15 protein-coding genes are annotated in these 14,472 nt (G+C 72.1%); 7 read left to right on the forward strand and 8 right to left on the reverse strand.

The annotated features are described in order from the left end of the window. The first annotated feature begins 76 nt into the window (after positions 1 to 76). From ABKA17_RS18930 to ABKA17_RS18945, 4 genes are read left to right on the forward strand one after another with little or no spacing between them, the layout of a single operon-like run. A complete protein-coding gene (locus ABKA17_RS18930; protein ID WP_353693260.1) occupies positions 77 to 1,486 on the forward strand; it encodes an extracellular solute-binding protein in 1,410 nt (469 codons plus the stop codon). Then, positions 1,483 to 2,430: a carbohydrate ABC transporter permease gene (locus tag ABKA17_RS18935; protein WP_353693261.1), complete on the forward strand. Its 948-nt coding sequence runs from the start codon at positions 1,483 to 1,485 to the stop codon at positions 2,428 to 2,430. Before ABKA17_RS18930 ends, ABKA17_RS18935 begins: the two co-directional genes overlap by 4 nt. Before the next feature lie 14 nt (positions 2,431 to 2,444). After that, complete coding sequence (locus ABKA17_RS18940; protein WP_353693262.1) at positions 2,445 to 3,299, forward strand: carbohydrate ABC transporter permease; 855 nt, start codon at positions 2,445 to 2,447, stop codon at positions 3,297 to 3,299. Beyond that, the gene (locus ABKA17_RS18945) at positions 3,296 to 4,681 is read left to right on the forward strand and encodes a glycoside hydrolase family 32 protein (RefSeq protein WP_353693263.1); all 1,386 of its coding nucleotides are present in this window, start codon (positions 3,296 to 3,298) and stop codon (positions 4,679 to 4,681) included. Before ABKA17_RS18940 ends, ABKA17_RS18945 begins: the two co-directional genes overlap by 4 nt. Here ABKA17_RS18945 and ABKA17_RS18950 read toward each other — a convergent pair. Continuing rightward, entirely contained in the window at positions 4,644 to 5,705 is a 1,062-nt protein-coding gene (locus ABKA17_RS18950) for a LacI family DNA-binding transcriptional regulator (protein ID WP_502994314.1), read from the reverse strand. The genes ABKA17_RS18945 and ABKA17_RS18950 overlap by 38 nt on opposite strands. A gap of 98 nt (positions 5,706 to 5,803) precedes the next feature. On the opposite strand from ABKA17_RS18950, the gene ABKA17_RS18955 reads away from it, so the two are divergent. Continuing rightward, positions 5,804 to 6,634 carry an aldo/keto reductase gene (locus ABKA17_RS18955; RefSeq protein ID WP_353693623.1) on the forward strand — a complete coding sequence of 277 codons (831 nt, stop codon included), beginning with the start codon at positions 5,804 to 5,806 and terminating at the stop codon, positions 6,632 to 6,634. A 134-nt stretch (positions 6,635 to 6,768) separates the two neighbouring features. Continuing rightward, positions 6,769 to 7,203 carry a cupin domain-containing protein gene (locus tag ABKA17_RS18960; RefSeq protein ID WP_353693265.1) on the forward strand — a complete coding sequence of 145 codons (435 nt, stop codon included), beginning with the start codon at positions 6,769 to 6,771 and terminating at the stop codon, positions 7,201 to 7,203. Here ABKA17_RS18960 and ABKA17_RS18965 read toward each other — a convergent pair whose 3' ends face one another. The 4 genes from ABKA17_RS18965 to ABKA17_RS18980 form a co-directional block, all read right to left on the reverse strand. Further along, positions 7,204 to 9,543 (reverse strand): SpoIIE family protein phosphatase, encoded by a 2,340-nt coding sequence (locus tag ABKA17_RS18965; protein ID WP_353693266.1) that lies wholly within the window; start codon positions 9,541 to 9,543, stop codon positions 7,204 to 7,206. Between the two features lie 64 nt (positions 9,544 to 9,607). Then, the gene (locus ABKA17_RS18970) at positions 9,608 to 10,075 is read right to left on the reverse strand and encodes a peroxiredoxin (RefSeq protein WP_353693267.1); all 468 of its coding nucleotides are present in this window, start codon (positions 10,073 to 10,075) and stop codon (positions 9,608 to 9,610) included. Further along, positions 10,072 to 10,452 carry a DoxX family protein gene (locus ABKA17_RS18975; RefSeq protein ID WP_353693268.1) on the reverse strand — a complete coding sequence of 127 codons (381 nt, stop codon included), beginning with the start codon at positions 10,450 to 10,452 and terminating at the stop codon, positions 10,072 to 10,074. Before ABKA17_RS18975 ends, ABKA17_RS18970 begins: the two co-directional genes overlap by 4 nt. Before the next feature lie 74 nt (positions 10,453 to 10,526). Beyond that, positions 10,527 to 11,288 (reverse strand): AraC family transcriptional regulator, encoded by a 762-nt coding sequence (locus tag ABKA17_RS18980; protein ID WP_353693269.1) that lies wholly within the window; start codon positions 11,286 to 11,288, stop codon positions 10,527 to 10,529. 54 nt (positions 11,289 to 11,342) lie between these two features. Here ABKA17_RS18980 and ABKA17_RS18985 point away from each other — a divergent pair, with 54 nt between their 5' ends. After that, on the forward strand, positions 11,343 to 12,512 hold the full coding sequence (locus ABKA17_RS18985; protein WP_353693270.1) for an MFS transporter: 1,170 nt from the start codon (positions 11,343 to 11,345) through the stop codon (positions 12,510 to 12,512). On the opposite strand, the gene ABKA17_RS18990 is transcribed toward ABKA17_RS18985, so the two are convergent. The 3 genes from ABKA17_RS18990 to ABKA17_RS19000 all read right to left on the reverse strand — a co-directional run bounded on the left by ABKA17_RS18990 (position 12,470) and on the right by ABKA17_RS19000 (position 14,471). Further along, positions 12,470 to 12,985, reverse strand: a complete 516-nt coding sequence (locus tag ABKA17_RS18990) for a MarR family winged helix-turn-helix transcriptional regulator (RefSeq protein WP_353693271.1) — start codon at positions 12,983 to 12,985, stop codon at positions 12,470 to 12,472. The two genes, ABKA17_RS18985 and ABKA17_RS18990, sit on opposite strands and share 43 nt — an antisense overlap. A gap of 125 nt (positions 12,986 to 13,110) precedes the next feature. Then, positions 13,111 to 14,280 (reverse strand): NAD(P)/FAD-dependent oxidoreductase, encoded by a 1,170-nt coding sequence (locus tag ABKA17_RS18995; protein WP_353693272.1) that lies wholly within the window; start codon positions 14,278 to 14,280, stop codon positions 13,111 to 13,113. After that, positions 14,277 to 14,471, reverse strand: a complete 195-nt coding sequence (locus ABKA17_RS19000; RefSeq protein ID WP_353693624.1) for a ferredoxin — start codon at positions 14,469 to 14,471, stop codon at positions 14,277 to 14,279. The genes ABKA17_RS18995 and ABKA17_RS19000 overlap by 4 nt, the downstream gene beginning before the upstream one ends. Position 14,472: the final 1 nt, after the last annotated feature.

Raw genomic sequence — 14,472 nt, forward strand, 5'->3', positions numbered from 1 at the left:
CGACTCTTGACAGGACCCTGCGCGGCTTTCCATCATCTGGGGCGTCAACCTGAACTAACACGAGTTAGGCGCTTGGATGACCGACTCGCACCTCGACCGCCGCACACTGCTGCGGTACGGCGCCTACGGCGCGGGCGCCGCCGCGCTCGCCGGTACCGCCGCCAGTTGGGACCGGCTCACCGGAGCCGACATCCCCGGACGCGACGACGGCTCGCTCGTCGTCGCCACGCTCGGCCCCGCCTACGGCCCGGAGGCCGTGCGCACCCTCACCGAGGGCTTCAAGGAGGTCCACCCCGACATCAAGCTGCGGATCAACGCGGTGCAGGCGGTCGACTGGTCGGACTTCTTCGCCAAGATCCTCACCCAGATCGCGGCCGGCACCGCGCCCGACCTCGTGTACGTCGCCACCGAGGGCGTCCAGCTGTTCGCGCAGCGCCTCGGGGTCGCGCTCGACGACTGGGTGAAGCGGGACGCCGAGGAGCTGCGGGAGTACTTCGCCGACGTCCACCCCTCGCTGGTGGAGTCGATGATGTACGAGGGCAGCCTCTACCAGCTGCCGGTCGAGTTCAACGCGGCCGACATGTACCTCAACGACCAGGTGCTGAAGCGGGCGGGCGCGGACTTCCCGGCCCCCGACTGGACCCGCGACGACTTCACCGCGCTGCTGCGGGACATGAAGAAGTCCAGCGGCTCGCAGTTCACGCCGTACTTCTGGACCAACCGGCTGTGGGGCGGTGTGGTGCCGTGGCTGTTCGCCAACGGCACCAATCTGCTCGCCGAGTCCAAGGCGCCCGGCGGCAGCTGGCTGTGGGACTCCTTCTACCCGGCGGCCCAGCGGCAGGGGCGCGGGGGCGGGTTCCGGTGGACGACCCCGCAGGCCACCCGTGAGCGGGTGGAGGAGGCGTACGACTATCTCGCCTCCCTCATCCAGGAGGACCTGTGCACCCGCCCCGAGGGTGGCAACGGGCAGAACCTGATCGGCGTGTTCTCCACCGGCCGGGTCGGGGTCACCCCGGCGGGCGGCTTCTGGGCCGGCGGGTTGAACCTGGCCGGAATGAAGCCCGGCAGCTTCGACGTGCAGTACTTCCCGCGCTGGCGCACCCAGCGCATGCAGTTCGGCGCCGCCGGATACGCGCTGCTGCGCACCTCCAAACGGCAGGACGAGGCCTGGGAGTTCATCAAGTACGCCGCCCGCAAGGACACCCTGACGCGTCTGTTCAAGACCAACCAGACCACCCCCGCCCGCCGTTCGATGCTCACCGCAGACCGCTACCGGGAGATCGGCCCCAAGCACTGGCAGGTCTTCTACGACACCCTCGACAAGTTCCCCGACACCGGCCCCATCCCGGCGCCACCGCAGGTGGCCGAGGTCGAGCAGGTGCTGCTCAAGCACACCGGCACCGCGCTGGCCTCCCGGCGTTCGGTGGCCCCCGCGCTGCGCCGGATGCAGGGCGATCTGGAGAAGGCCATGGAGCGTGACGTATGACGAACACTCAAGTCCAGGCGCCCGTACAGACGTTCACGCCCCCCACGGTTCCCGCGCGGCCCTCGGCCCGCGACCGGGGCACCCGGCTGCTCGCCACGCTCTTCCTGGCGCCCACGATCGTCGGAATCGTCGTCTTCACGGTCGTGCCGATCGTCGGTTCGGTGGTGCTGAGCCTCTTCCACTGGAACGTGATCGACGACCCGAGCTTCGCCGGGGCCGCCAACTACCGTGAGGTGTTCGGCGATTCGACCGTGCTGGTCTCCTTCCGCAACACGCTGGTGTTCATGGTGTTCGCGGTCGCGCTGCAACTCCTGATCGCCCTGGTGCTGGCGCTCGCGGTCAACGGCCGGATGCCGATGTGGCTGCGGTCGGTGTTCCGCTCGGCGTTCTTCTTCCCGCTGGTGCTGTCCGCCGCCTCCATCTCGGTGGTGATGAAGTACCTGTTCAACCAGGACTTCGGAGTGGTGAACTGGCTGCTCGGCACGGTCGGGATCGCTCCGGTGCCCTGGCTGACGTCCGAGAACGGGGCGATGGCGACGGTCGTTCTGGTCTACGTCTGGCAGCAGTTCGGGTTCTCCTTCCTGCTCTTCGTCGGGGGCCTGAACAACATCCCCAAGGAGATCCACGAGGCCTCCTCCCTCGACGGCGCCACCGGTCTGCGCAAGCACCTGAGCATCACGCTGCCGCTCCTGTCCCCCACCCTGCTGGTCGCCTCGGTGGTCGGGATCATCAACGCGCTCCAGGTCTTCGAGCAGCCGTACGTCCTCACCAACGGCGGGCCCGGCGACTCCACCCGCACCGTGGTGATGGTGATCTACGAGAGCGCCTTCGAGCAGCTCCGCTTCGGTGAGGCGTCGGCGGTGGGTGTGCTGCTGTTCGTGCTGATCATGGCGGTCACCGCCCTCCAGTTCCGGCTCAGCCGGCGTTTCGTCCACTACCAGTGAGCCGGGTGACCTCCATGAGCCAAGCGACCCTGAATCTGAGCCGTGCCCGCCATTCGCTGGCGCCCTGGGCGCGGATCGTCACCCTCGCGGTGTGCGCGCTGCTGACCCTCGGCCCGGTGATCTGGACCGTCTCCACGTCCCTGCGCACCCCGGCCGAGTCCTTCGACCTGCCGCCGAAGATCATCCCGACGGACCCGACGGTGGAGTCGTACCGGGGGGTCTTCGACCAGATCGACGTCTGGCTGCTGGCGCTCAACTCCACGCTGGTGACCGCGCTGATCGCCCTCGGTCAGATGATCACCGCCGGTCTTGCCGGATACGCCTTCGCACGCCTCGAATTCCGGTTCAAGAAGCCGCTGTTCGGCCTGGTGCTGGCCACCATGATGGTGCCCTTGCAGGTGACCATCGTGCCGGTGTTCCTGGTGCTGAAGTCGATGAGTCTGACCGACACCCTGCTCGGGCTGATCATCCCGGCCTTCCCGACCGCGTTCGGCACCTTCCTGATGCGCCAGTACTTCCTCGGCATGCCGAAGGATCTCGGCGAGGCGGCGATGCTGGACGGCTGCGGGCCCTGGCGGATCTTCCGGTCCGTGTACGCGCCGCTGGCCGCGCCGGGCCTCGCCATCGTCGGTGTGCTGGCCTTCAACTACCACTGGAACGAGTTCTTCCGCCCACTGATCCTGGAGACCTCGGGCCAGAACTACACCTTGCCCCTGGGCCTGGTCTCGCTCCAGGGCAACCTCGGCACCGGCTCCATCTCGGTGGTGCTCGCCGGTGTCGTGCTGTCCATGCTCCCCGCCGTCGCCGTGTTCCTCGTCGGCCAGCGCCCTCTCCGTGAGGGCATCACCTCCGCAGGAGTCAACCGTTGAGTCACACCTTGGGCGCCCCCCGGTTCCGGGTCCGTCCGCCCGCGAACTGGATCAACGACCCGAACGGGCCGTTCCGTTGGCGGAACCGCTATCACCTGTTCTTCCAGCACAACCCGAACGCGCCCGTCCACACCGACGTCCACTGGGGTCATGTCTCCAGCGCCGACCTGGCCCACTGGGAGCACCATCCGATCGCCCTCACCCCGACGCCGGGCGGCCCGGACGAGGCGGGCTGCTGGTCTGGGTGCGTGGTCGACGACGAGGGCATGCCGACCGCGGTCTATACCGGCGTCGACCGCCATCACACCGGGCTCGGCTCGATCTGTCTGGCGCGGGCTCTGGTGCCGGAGGACGAAACGCTGACCGACTGGCGGCCACTGCCGGCGCCCGTGGTGGCCGGCCCGCCCGCCGGTCTGGACGTGGTGATGTTCCGCGACCCGTTCGTCTTCCACCACGGCGGCCACCGCTGGGCACTGGTCGGCGCGGGGCACGCCGACGGCACCCCCTCGGTGCTCGTGTACGACTGCGACGACCTGACCGACTGGCGGTTCGCCGGAGTGCTGCTCGACGGCGCCGACCCGGTCGCGGTGGACGCCTTCGGGCACAAGGCGGTCGGCTGGGAGTGCCCGCAGCTGTACGCGACGGCGAGCGGGGAGTGGGTGCTGGCGGTGGCGCTGTGGGACGGCGACCCGTGCTCCACCGGCTATCTGACGGGCTGTCTCCAGCCCTATGGTCAGGGCGAGTTGCGCTTCGAGGCCCGTACCGGTGGGCGCCTGGACCACGGGCGGGACTTCTACGCGCCCGCCGTGCTCCAGGAGCCGGACCGGGCGCTGATGTGGGGCTGGTCCTGGGAGGCCCGTGAGCAGGCCGAGGTCGACCGCGCCGGGTGGGCCGGTGTCCTGACCGCGCCCCGGGTGGTGGACGTCCATCCCGACGGCGCCTTGCGCGTCGTACCGGCTCCGGAGCTCGAACTGCTGCGGGCGGCCCGGCCGTTCGTCACCGCACCCGATCGGCGTACCCCACTGCCCCCGGCGTACGACCTGACCGTCACCGCGGCCGATCGCACCACCGTGAGTCTGCTGCGGTCGGCCTCGGGCGCGGAGCTCACGGTCGTGCTGGATCCGGACGCGGGCACGGTGACGCTCGATCGCGCCGACTGGCCGCGCTCGCGGCCCGACGGTTCGGCGCCGATCGTGGTGCGGGCACCGGCCGACCAGGTGCGGGTCCTCGTCGACGGCTCGCTGTTGGAGGTGTTCGTCGGCGACCGGGCCACGGTGACCGAGCGGGTCTACCTACGGCCGGACGATGTGCCGGAGCTGTTCGTGACGGGCGCCGGTGCCACGGTCACCGGCTGGGAGCTGGTCCCACCGACGCACGACTGATCACCTCGCAGGCCAGACGGCGTACCGTCGCGGGCGGCGTCCGGCCGGTGTCGATGGAGTCGAGGACCAGCCGGGCGGCGGCGTCGCCCATCGCCCGGTGCGGCAGCGCGACCGTGGTGAGGGCCGGGGTGAGGTAGGCGGCCATGTGCTCCTGGTCGTCGTAGCCGACCACCGACAGTTCCGCCGGGACGGCGATCCCGAGCCGGGTCGCGGCGTGCAGGACGCCCGCCGCGACCCGGTCGTTGTAGCAGAAGATCCCCGTCGGGCGCCGGTCGGCGGGGACACCGTCCAGGACGCGCAGCGCGCCCTCGTAGCCCCCGGAGATCTCGCCTCCGCTGCGGACCACCCACTCCTTGGGGACCGTGACGCCCTCGGCGCGCAGGGCGTCGCGGAAGCCGCGCAGACGGTCGACGGAGGCCATGTCCTCCTGGCCGCCCACCATGGCGACCCTGCGGTGGCCCTCGTCGAGCAGCAGCCGGGCCGCGGTGCGGCCGCCGGCCCGTTCGGCGGGGATGACGGCGGGCAGGGAGTCGTCCTCGGGCACACAGTTGGCGAGGACGGAGTGGGTGCGGTGCAGGCCCTCGGGGACGCGGACCCGGCGCAGGGACATGGCCGCGTAGATGATGCCGTCCACGCGCCGGTCGAGGAGTTCGGCGACCGCCGCGTCCTCCTTGGCCGGGTCGCCGCCGGAGTCGATGGTCAGGACCAGGTGCTCGCTGGCCCAGGCGGTCTCCATGGCGCCGCGCAGCAGCCGGCCGGCGAACGGTGAGGAGGCGATCTCGTCGGTGACCAGGCCGATCACGGCCGTACGGCGGCGGCGCAGCCCTCGGGCGACGGGGTCGGGGCGGTAGCCGAGCTGGGCCGCGGCCTGCCGGATGCGTTCCTGGGTGGCGGGCGAGAGGTTGCCCTCGGCGCGGCCGTTGAACACGAAGGAGACCGCGGTGTGGGAGACCCCGGCGAGCCGGGCGACGTCCTTGGACGTGGGGCGCCCGCCCGTCTGCCGCTTCTCCTCGGTGCCGCCCATGCCGTCCGCCGCCCTCATCCCCCACCCGTCCGGTTGATCACGGCTCACCCTATCCGTGAGGCTGGGGGGACGACATGGTCGAGGAGAAGGGTCCGGCAGTGATCAGCATCCCGGTACACACGCTCAACGACGGCACGAAGTTCCCGGCCATCGGCCTGGGCACCTGGCCCATGGACGACGCGGAGGCCGAACGGGCGGTGGCCCGGGCCCTGCGGCTGGGCTACCGCCTGGTCGACACGGCGACGAACTACCACAACGAGGCCGGAGTGGGCCTCGGCGTCACCCGCAGTGACGTTCCCCGTGAGGACATCGTGGTGACCACGAAGCTTCCGGGCCGGCACCACGGCTACAAGGAGACCCTCGCCTCCTTCGAGGAGTCCCGCCGTCGCCTCGGCCTGGACCACGTGGACCTGTACCTCATCCACTGGCCGCTCCCCCGCGTCGACCGGTACGTGGACTCCTGGCGGGCCATGATCAAGCTGCGCGAGGAGGGTCTGGTGCGCTCGATCGGCGTCTCCAACTTCACGGCGGCCCACATCGAGCGGCTGGAGAAGGAGACCGGGGTGCTGCCGAGCGTCAACCAGATCGAGCTGCACCCCCTGTTCCCGCAGGACGAGCTGCGGGCCTTCCACACCGCCAAGGGCATCCGCACCGAGAGCTGGAGCCCGCTGGCCCGCGGCGCGGAACTCCTGGACGACCCGGTCGTCGCCGGGGTCGCCGAGGCGCACGGGGTCACGCCGGGGCAGGTGATCATGCGCTGGCACACGCAGCTCGGCGCGGTACCGATCCCGAAGTCGTCGGACCCGGAGCGGCAGCGTCTGAACCTGGACGTCTTCGGCTTCACGCTGGACCCGGCGCAGCTGGCGGCGATCGGTGACCGGGCCCATCGCCGCACGGGCGGGGACCCGGAGGTGCACGAGGAGTTCTGAGGCGCGCGTGGCCCGAGGCGCGGATGAACGGCAGCTCTCAGATCTGTTGATTCCGGTCCCAACTCCCCATCTCTGCCTCTATGTTCGCAGCGGCACGTCCTCGATCGTCCGCTCCAGCGTCTGGAGGCACCCGTATGCGCACCTCGCTCCGCGTCGGCATCGCCGGGGTGGTGGCCGCGGCCACCACCCTCACCTGCGGCACCGCTCAGGCGACACCGCCGGGACCCGGCGTCACCGCGAAGCTGATCAGTCAAAGGACCGTGGGCGACACGGACTACGTCCTCAGGGAGATCACGATTCCGCCGGGTCAGGCGACCGGCTGGCACTACCACGACGGTCCGCTCTACGCCTTCGTGCAGCAGGGCACGCTCAGCCACTTCGACTCCACCTGCGCCTCCGACGGGGTGTACGACAAGGGCGACTTCATCCAGGAGCCGGCCGGGCCGGGGAACGTGCACATCGGGCGCAACCTCGGCGACACCCCGCTGGTGCTGGACGTGCTGTACGTGCTGCCGCACGGGTCGCCGTTCTCCGAGGACGCGCCCAACCCGGGCTGCCCCTTCGAGTGATCAGTCCGGGGGCAGCGGCTGTTCGGCCCAGATCGTCTTGCCGGAGCCGGTCTGTCTGCTGCCCCAGCGCTGGGTGAGCTGGGCGACCAGCAGCAGACCGCGCCCGCCCTCGTCGTAGGCGTGGGCGCGGCGCAGATGGGGCGAGGTGGAACTGCCGTCGGAGACCTCGCAGATGAGGGTGCGGTCGCGGATCAGCCGGAGCTGGATGGGCGGCGCGCCGTAGCGGATGGCGTTGGTGACCAGTTCGCTCACGACGAGTTCGGTGACGAAGGCGGCCTCGTCGAGGCCCCACACGGTGAGCTGCTCGGTGGCGGCCTGCCGGGCGGCCGCCACATGGGCGGGGTCGGGCGTGATGTCCCAGGTGGCGACCCGGTCGGCGCCGAGGGCGCGGGTGCGGGCCAGCAGGAGGGCCACGTCGTCGCTCGGCTCCTCCGGCAGCACGGCTTTCAGCACGCTGTCGCAGAGGGCGTCGAGGCTGCTGGCGCGGGCCGTGAGGGCGCGGCACAGTTCGCCGGTGGCGTGGTCGATGTCGCGGTCGCGGTCCTCGACGAGGCCGTCGGTGTACAGGGCGAGGACGGCGCCCTCGGGCAGTTCCACCTCGGTGGCCTCGAAGGGCAGTCCGCCGACGCCGAGCGGGGGGCCCGCGCTCATCGGGACGAGTTCCGCGGTGCCGTCGGGCAGCACGAGGACGGCCGGCGGGTGGCCGGCGGCGGCGAGGGTGAGGCGGCGCGAGACCGGGTCGTAGACGGCGTAGAGGCAGGTCGCGCCGAGTTCCGCGATGTCGTCGTCGCTGTCGTAGGCGGCCAGATGGGTGACCAGGTCGTCGAGGTGGGTGAGGAGTTCGTCGGGCGGCAGGTCCACGTCGGCGAGGGTGCGTACGGCCGTGCAGAGGCGGCCCATCGTCGCCGAGGAGGTGATGCCGTGCCCCACGACGTCGCCGACGACGAGGGCGACCCGGCTGCCGGAGAGCGGGATGACGTCGAACCAGTCGCCGCCGATGCCCGCGAGGGACCCGGAGGGCAGATAGCGGTGGGCGACCTCGACGGCGGCCTGTCCGGGCAGGCCCCGGGGCAGCAGGCTGTGCTGGAGGGCCAGCGCTGTGGTCCGCTCGCGGGCGAAGCGGCGGGAGTTGTCGATGCAGACGGCGGCCCGGCTGGCCAGTTCCTCGGCGAGGGCCGCGTCGTCCGGGACATAGGGGTCGGTGGGACCGATCCGTACGGTGACGGCGACACCCAGTGTGATCCCGCGGGCCCGCAGCGGGACCGCCAGCATCGAGTGGGTGCCCTCCCGGTAGGGGCGGCCCTTGGGCGCGCGGGCGTTGCGCTCGCGGACCCAGCGGTCGAAGGAGGGTTCGCCGGCCCGGCTGAGCACGGCCCGGCCTTCACGCAGGGCTCGTGCGGGCGGGGAGTACGGCGGGTAGACGTCCAGCGCGCCGAGGTGCACGGCGGCCTCCGGGGTGCCCTCGTGGGCGGAGCCGTGGGCGACCCGACGCAGGACGACGTCCTGGGGCATCGCGGTCGGCGGCTCGTCGGGGCCGAGGACCCATTCGAGGAGGTCGACGCTGGCGAAGTCGGCGAACCGCGGGACGACGAGCGAGACCAGTTCCTCGGCGGTGCGGACCACGTCGAGGGTGGTGCCGATCGCGTCCGCGGCCTCGTTGAGCAGCGCCAGGCGCTGCCGGGCCCAGTGCTGCTCGGTGCTGTCGAACGCGGCCAGCGCGACCCCGACGACATCGTCGACCCCGTTGCGCACCGGCCACATCTCGATGTTCCAGGCGTGGTAACGGCTGCCGGACGGGGCGCGCGTGTAGCTCTCGTAGTGCAGGGGCTCGCCGGTCTCGGCGACCCGCTGAAGATGCCAGTGGAAGCCCTGGCTGTGCTCGGCGTCCTCCACGGTCTCCGGGAAGAACCGGCCGAGCAGGGCCTCCTCCGGGACGCCCATCACCTGGCAGGCGACGCCGTTGAGCCGCAGATAGCGCTGCTCGGGATCGAAGACCGACATGGACATGGAGGCCTGCTGGAAGGCCTGCCCGGCGAGGGTCGGCTCCGCCCCGCCGGGCTGCTCCGCGGTGATCACGAATCCGCCGGGGGAGCCGTCCGGGCCCAGCACCTCGCACGCCCTCAGCGGAAGGGCGACGGGGGTGCCGTCCCGGTGCCGCAGGACGACGGTGCCGGTCCGGGCCGCCACGACGTCGGGCGACGGCTCCTCGGCGAGCAGCTCACGCACCGGAAGTCCCACGGCCTCCTCGGCCGGGTATCCGGTCAGCCGCCGGGCACCGTCGCTCCACCCCGTCACCATGCCGCGGGCGTCGATGACCGCCGCGGCCGAGGCGTGCTCCATATCGTCCAGGATGGTCCCTTTGCCGCACCGCAACAACCTCGGTACGGCTACCAGGACTCGTACGTCACTTGCGGTGGTCGCGCAACGCGGCGAGTGCCCGGTCGGCGTGGGTGTTCATCCGCAGCTCGCTGCGGACGACCTCCAGGACGGTGCGGTCCTCCGCTATGACGAAGGTGACGCGCTTGGTGGGCGCCAGTGAGAAGCCGCGGGTCACCCCGAACCGCTCCCGGATCGCGCCGTCGGCGTCGGACAGCAGCGGCATGCCGAGGGTGTGCTTGCCGGAGAACTCCTGCTGCCGCTCCACGGAGTCACCGCTGATCCCGACGGGACGGGCGCCGACGGCCTCGAACTCGGCCGCCAGGTCGCGGAAGTGGCAGGCCTCGGCGGTGCAGCCGGCGGTCATGGCGGCGGGGTAGAAGAACAGGACGATCGGCCCGTCGGCGAGCAGCGAGGTCAGGCTGCGCGGGGTGCCGGTCTCGTCGGGCAGCTCGAAGTCCTCGATCTTGTCCCCGACGTCGATGCGTGCGCTCATGCCTTGCTCTCCGTGTTCCGTGCGACGTTGCGGGCCCACAGGACGAGGGGCACCTGGAGCGGCAGCCGACCGAACGCGAGGGCCTTCTGCGGGGTGGGGCGGTGGCGCCAGTCGACGGCCATCTTCACGTTGGCGGGGAAGACGCCGACGAAGAAGGCGGCGGAGGCCAGCGCGGCGGCCTTCCGGGTGCGGGGCGCGAGGAGACCGGCCGCGAGGGCGAACTCGGCGACACCGCTCGCGTAGGTCCATGCCCTGGGCGGGCCCGGCAGGGACCGCGGGATGGTCTCGTCGAACGAGCGGGGAGAGGTGAAGTGGGTGACCCCCACGCCGGCCAGCAGAGCGGCCAACAGCAGGGGCGAGCGTTCGGACCGGGGCACGGTTCCTCCTATGGGGGGCCTGCCGCGCGATATTACTGGACGGTACATCCAGGTCGTACGGCGGCCTGTTTGCCCTACGGGGAAAGGCGGTTGTGGGTCCCGGGCGTGTGGCCGAAGGAGCGGCGGAAGACCTCGATGAAGGCGCTCGTGGACGACCAACCGCACCGGTGGGCGACGGTCGTCACGGGTGCGCCGTCGGCCAGCATCCGCAGCGCGTGGTAGAGGCGGGACTGGGTCCGCCACTGCGGGAAAGTCATGCCGAACTCGGCGCGGAAGAGGCGGCTGAGGGTGCGTTCGCTCGCGCCGGTGGCGGCTCCGAGGGCGGCGAGGGCGCGGGCGTCGGCGGGGTCGGCGTGGACGATCTCGCAGACCGCGGCGAGCCGTGGATCGGTGGCACTGGGCAGGCTCAGTGGCTGCTGGGGCGAGGCGCGCAGCTGGTCGCGGAGGACGGCGAGCAGCCGGTGGCGCTCGGGGCCCTCGTCGTGGGGGTCGCGGGTGTAGGCGACGATGAGCTCGCGCAGAAGGGGGCCTACGGCGAGGACGGTGGGGGCGTCCAGACCGAGCGGGTTGTCGTCGGCGGGCAGGCCCACCAGGTGCAGGTCGAGGTGGCCGTGGGCGCGGTGGGCGTGGACGGTGCCCGCGGGGACCCAGATGGCACGGTTGCCGGGAGCGAACCAAGTGCCGGCGTCGGTGGTGACCGCCAGGACGCCGGAGCCGGCGTAGACGATCTGGTGGTCGTCGTGCCGGTGCGCGTCGATGCGCTCCCCGGCGGCCAGGCTCTGGGCGCGGGTCGGCGCTGTCGGCGTATGGCGGATGACTTGGCGGGTGTCCGGCACAAGTAGGCAGTTTATCGAAAGCGCGCCATCCGCCGCTCTCGCGACGATCGTGGCATGACCGCGATACGCCATCTGTCCCTGGGCCACGCCTGTGTCGACGTCTATCAGGGTGCCGTGGCCGCCCTGGTGCCGTACTTCGTCGCCGAGCGCGCCTACGGTTACGCCGCCGCCTCGGGCGTCGTCCTCGCCGCGTCCTTGTTGTCGTCGGTGGTACAGCCGTTGTTCGGGGTGCTCACCGACCGGTGGGCGATGCCGTGGCTGCTGCCGCTGAGCGCGCTGACCGGCGGGGCGGGGGTCGCGCTGTGCGGGGTCACCGACGCGTACGCGCCGACCCTCGCCGCGGTCGCCGTCTCGGGGATCGGGGTCGCCGCCTACCATCCGGAGGCCGCCCGGGCGGCCCGGGTCGCGGCGGGCGGCAGTCACACGGCGATGGGCTGGTTCGCCCTGGGCGGCAACCTCGGTTTCGCGGCGGCGCCGCTGCTGGTGACGGCCGTCGTCGGGCTCGGCGGCCTGAGCGCCTCTCCCCTGCTGATCGTGCCCGCCCTCGTCGGGGCGGCCCTGTGCGCGGCCGCGGTGCGCTCGGCCGACGGCCGTGCCGCGTCCGCCCGTACGGCCACCGCCGCCGGCCGCGACGACTGGCCGTCGTTCCTGCGGCTGTCGGGGGCGATCGTCTGCCGGTCGATCGTGTTCGTCGCACTGAGCGCGTTCGTCTCGCTGTACGTCCGTGAGCGCACCGGCGGCGGGGAGGTGGCGGGCACGGTCGCGCTGTGTGTGCTCTACGCCGGGGGCGCGCTCGGCACGGTGACCGGAGGGCGGCTCGCGGACCGGTACGGGCGGCTGACGGTCGTGCGCCGCTCGTACGTGCTGACCGTCCTGGCCGTCGCGGGAGTGGTGCTCGCGCCGGGAGCGCTGGTGTATCCGTTCGTCGCGCTCACCTCGGCCTGTCTGTACGTGCCGTTCTCGCTGCACGTCACCCTCGGCCAGGACTATCTGCCGCGGCGGGTGGGGACGGCGAGCGGGGTGACGCTGGGGCTGACGATGAGCGTCGGCGGGCTGGTCGCGCCCGCTCTCGGGGCGCTCGCCGACGCCACGTCCCTGCGGACCGCGCTGTTCCCGCTCATCGCCCTGCCGGCGGTGGGCCGGCTGCTGATGTGGGGGCTGCGCGAGCCCGGCGCCGGGGGTCAGGCGGTGGTCGCGGGTTCCGTGTCGTCCTCGACGGCGTAGGCCAGGAAGTCGTCGACCATGCGGTGGAAGAGATGGGCCAGCTGCCCCAGCTCCTCGGGCGCCCACTCGGCCAGGGCGAGCTGCATACCGCGTACGCCGGCGTCCCGGACCCGGTCGATGGCCTGCTGCCCGGCCTCGGTGAGCTCGATGCGCTGGGCGCGCCGATCGTCGGGGTCGGGGACCCGGGTGACGTATCCGGACTTCTGGAGCTGCTGCACGGTGCGGGTCACGTGCGAGGCCTCCACGCCCAGCCGGTTGGCCAGCTCCCCGGGGCGCAGCGGCTCGGAGTCGGCGATCTGCCGGAGCAGGGCCACGGCGGCCCGGTCCAGGGGGACTCCGGCCAGGGCCATCAGCCGGTCGTGCTGCCGGGCGCGCGTGGCCAGGTAGGTGATGCGCGTCAGGGCCCGCTCGATCTCCGTGACTTCCGGAGATGCGGGGCCTTCGGGGAGTTCGGGGAGCGGTGAGGTGGCCATGGCCGCCACTTTACCATATTGTTGCGTAACTCAAGTAATATACTGCGTGCGTGTACCTGGCCTACTCCCCCGGCCGTACGCGGCGGTCCGGGGCGCCGAGAGCCGCTTCCCCCGGCACCCCTGCTTCAGACCGCGGCGCGCACCGTCTCGCTCCACGCCGCGCCGGTGACGATGGCCTGCCGCCACGGCCGGATCGCCTTGGGCGGCATGCCGACCGCGAGGACGCCGGTGACGCGGTCGCCGCCGCGGTAGGCGGCGATGAACCGCCGCTCGGCCAAGTCACCCTCGACCACGGCCACTTCGTCGTGACCGCGCAGGAAGCCGTGCGCCTGGATCTTCATGTCGTACTGGTCGGACCAGAAGTACGGCACCGGCGCGAAGGGCTTGCGGCCCCCGGGGTTGAGCAGGTTGCGGGCGGCGGCCATGCCCTGCTCTGCGGCGTGGGTGCGGTGCTCGATCCGCATCGACGTCCCGAACAGCGGGTTGTACCAGCGGGCGACGTCACCGGCGGCGTACACGTCACGCGCGGCCTCGCAGTACTCGTCGCAGATCACACCGTCGCCCACGGGCAGCCCGCTGCCCTCCAGCCACTCGGTGTTGGGCAGCGAGCCGACGGCCACCAACACCTCCTCGGCCTCGACCGGTTCACCGTCCGCGAGCCGCACCCCGTCCTCGGTCACCTCGGTGACGGTGACCCCGCAGCGCAGCTCCACGCCCCGGTCGAGATGGGCCCGCGACAGCACCTGCCCGACCTCCGTGCCGACGGCGTGCGCCAGCGGCACCGGGGCGGGTTCGAGCACGGTCACCTCGGCACCGAGCCGCCAGGCCACCGCGGCGGCCTCCGCGCCGAGGAAGCCGGCGCCCACCACGACCAGCCGCCGCCCCGGGCCGATCCGGTCGCGCAGGGTCAGGGCGTCGTCCAGGGTGCGCAGCACGTGCGCGCCCTCACCGGGCAGCCGACGCGGCCGCACCCCGGTGGCCACGATCAGTCCGTCGTACGACAGCGCCGAGCCGTCGGCCAGGTGGACCGTGCGCCCGGCGAGGTCCAGGCCGCTCGCGGCCACGCCGAGCCGCAGGTCCAGGCCCAGGGCGGCCAGGTCGCCGGAGGGGCGCAGCGCGAGCCGCCCGGGTTCCCACTCGCCCGCCAGGACCTGCTTGGACAGCGGCGGCCGGTCGTAGGGGGCGAGGGGCTCGTCCCCTACGAGGGTGAGCGGGCCGGTGTGGCCCTCGCGGCGGAGCGTCTCGACCGCCGCGAGTCCGGCGGCCGAGGCTCCGACGACGACGATCCGGTTCACTGCCGGACCAGTCGGATCGCGGCGGCCGGACAGACCGCGACGGCTTCCTCGACGTCGTCGACGAGTTCGGCGCCGACCTCCTCCGCCAGCAGGATCGCGATGCCGTCGTCGTCCTGGTCGAAGACGTCCATCGCGGCGAGCACGCACTGCCCCGAGGCGACGCACTTGTCGGCTTCCAGCTCCACCTTCATG

It is taken from the genome of Streptomyces sp. RG80 (assembly GCF_040446465.1).
Taxonomy (GTDB): Bacteria; Actinomycetota; Actinomycetes; order Streptomycetales; family Streptomycetaceae; genus Streptomyces.

Excerpts from the sequence above, each read along its gene's own strand:
- ABKA17_RS18930 (WP_353693260.1), top strand. The coding sequence starts at position 77 with ATGACCGACTCGCACCTCGACCGCCGCACACTGCTGCGGTACGGCGCC.
- ABKA17_RS18935 (WP_353693261.1), top strand. The coding sequence starts at position 1,483 with ATGACGAACACTCAAGTCCAGGCGCCCGTACAGACGTTCACGCCCCCC.
- ABKA17_RS18940 (WP_353693262.1), top strand. The coding sequence starts at position 2,445 with ATGAGCCAAGCGACCCTGAATCTGAGCCGTGCCCGCCATTCGCTGGCG.
- ABKA17_RS18950 (WP_502994314.1), bottom strand. The coding sequence starts at position 5,705 with ATGGGCGGCACCGAGGAGAAGCGGCAGACGGGCGGGCGCCCCACGTCC.
- ABKA17_RS18960 (WP_353693265.1), top strand. The coding sequence starts at position 6,769 with ATGCGCACCTCGCTCCGCGTCGGCATCGCCGGGGTGGTGGCCGCGGCC.
- ABKA17_RS18965 (WP_353693266.1), bottom strand. The coding sequence starts at position 9,543 with ATGGAGCACGCCTCGGCCGCGGCGGTCATCGACGCCCGCGGCATGGTG.
- ABKA17_RS18970 (WP_353693267.1), bottom strand. The coding sequence starts at position 10,075 with ATGAGCGCACGCATCGACGTCGGGGACAAGATCGAGGACTTCGAGCTG.
- ABKA17_RS18985 (WP_353693270.1), top strand. The coding sequence starts at position 11,343 with ATGACCGCGATACGCCATCTGTCCCTGGGCCACGCCTGTGTCGACGTC.
- ABKA17_RS18990 (WP_353693271.1), bottom strand. The coding sequence starts at position 12,985 with ATGGCCACCTCACCGCTCCCCGAACTCCCCGAAGGCCCCGCATCTCCG.
- ABKA17_RS19000 (WP_353693624.1), bottom strand. The coding sequence starts at position 14,471 with ATGAAGGTGGAGCTGGAAGCCGACAAGTGCGTCGCCTCGGGGCAGTGC.